Source organism: Kocuria oxytropis (genome assembly GCF_040981195.1).
GTDB classification, from domain to species: Bacteria; Actinomycetota; Actinomycetes; order Actinomycetales; family Micrococcaceae; genus Kocuria; species Kocuria oxytropis.
Genome location: NZ_JAVFXA010000085.1, coordinates 1 through 598, shown reverse-complemented (window position 1 = coordinate 598; position 598 = coordinate 1). Strand labels below are relative to the sequence as shown.

Genomic DNA, 598 nt, shown 5'->3' with positions numbered 1-598 from the left:
TGCAGCAAAGAGTTTGGAGTATTATTGCAAGGCCGTAATCAAGGTCGTTAATTCTGTAGATGACAGCATGGAATTGCCTGAGCTTCCAAAAGAAAAGAAGTATTCTTCTATCATGACTGCAGCCAAAACGATAGTTGCGACAGTAGAAGCTGACGCTGCAACTGCCAATATGCCTGCAGTCAAGGAACGTCTTAACATGCTGAAAGAAACCATTTCCGATGCAGAGACCCGAGGCGTAATATCAAAAGATGAAGATGCCCGTACAGGACATAAAACAGCGCATTCTTCATTCTTTGGCTATAAGACGCATATAGCTATGAGCGATGAGAGAATTATCACCGCAGCTACCGTCACCTCCGGCGAGAAGGGTGATGGACAGCAATTGCCAGAATTGATAAAAAAGACAGAGGAAGCAGGAATGGAAGTTGATTCCATAGTAGCAGATAAGGCATATTCCAGCAAGGAGAATCTCAAAATGGCAAAGGAAAACAATATGCGCCTCTCTGCTCGTTTAAGCTCTGTAATTGACGGTAATCGAACAAACAAACTCCCTTTTGAATACAACAAGGATGCAGATCTGTACGTCTGCCCAGCAGGG

1 protein-coding gene is annotated in these 598 nt (G+C 44.0%); it reads left to right on the top strand.

The annotated features are described in order from the left end of the window. Positions 1-598 (top strand): transposase (locus QYM41_RS17700; protein ID WP_368801082.1); only part of this gene is annotated, 598 nt, incomplete at both ends.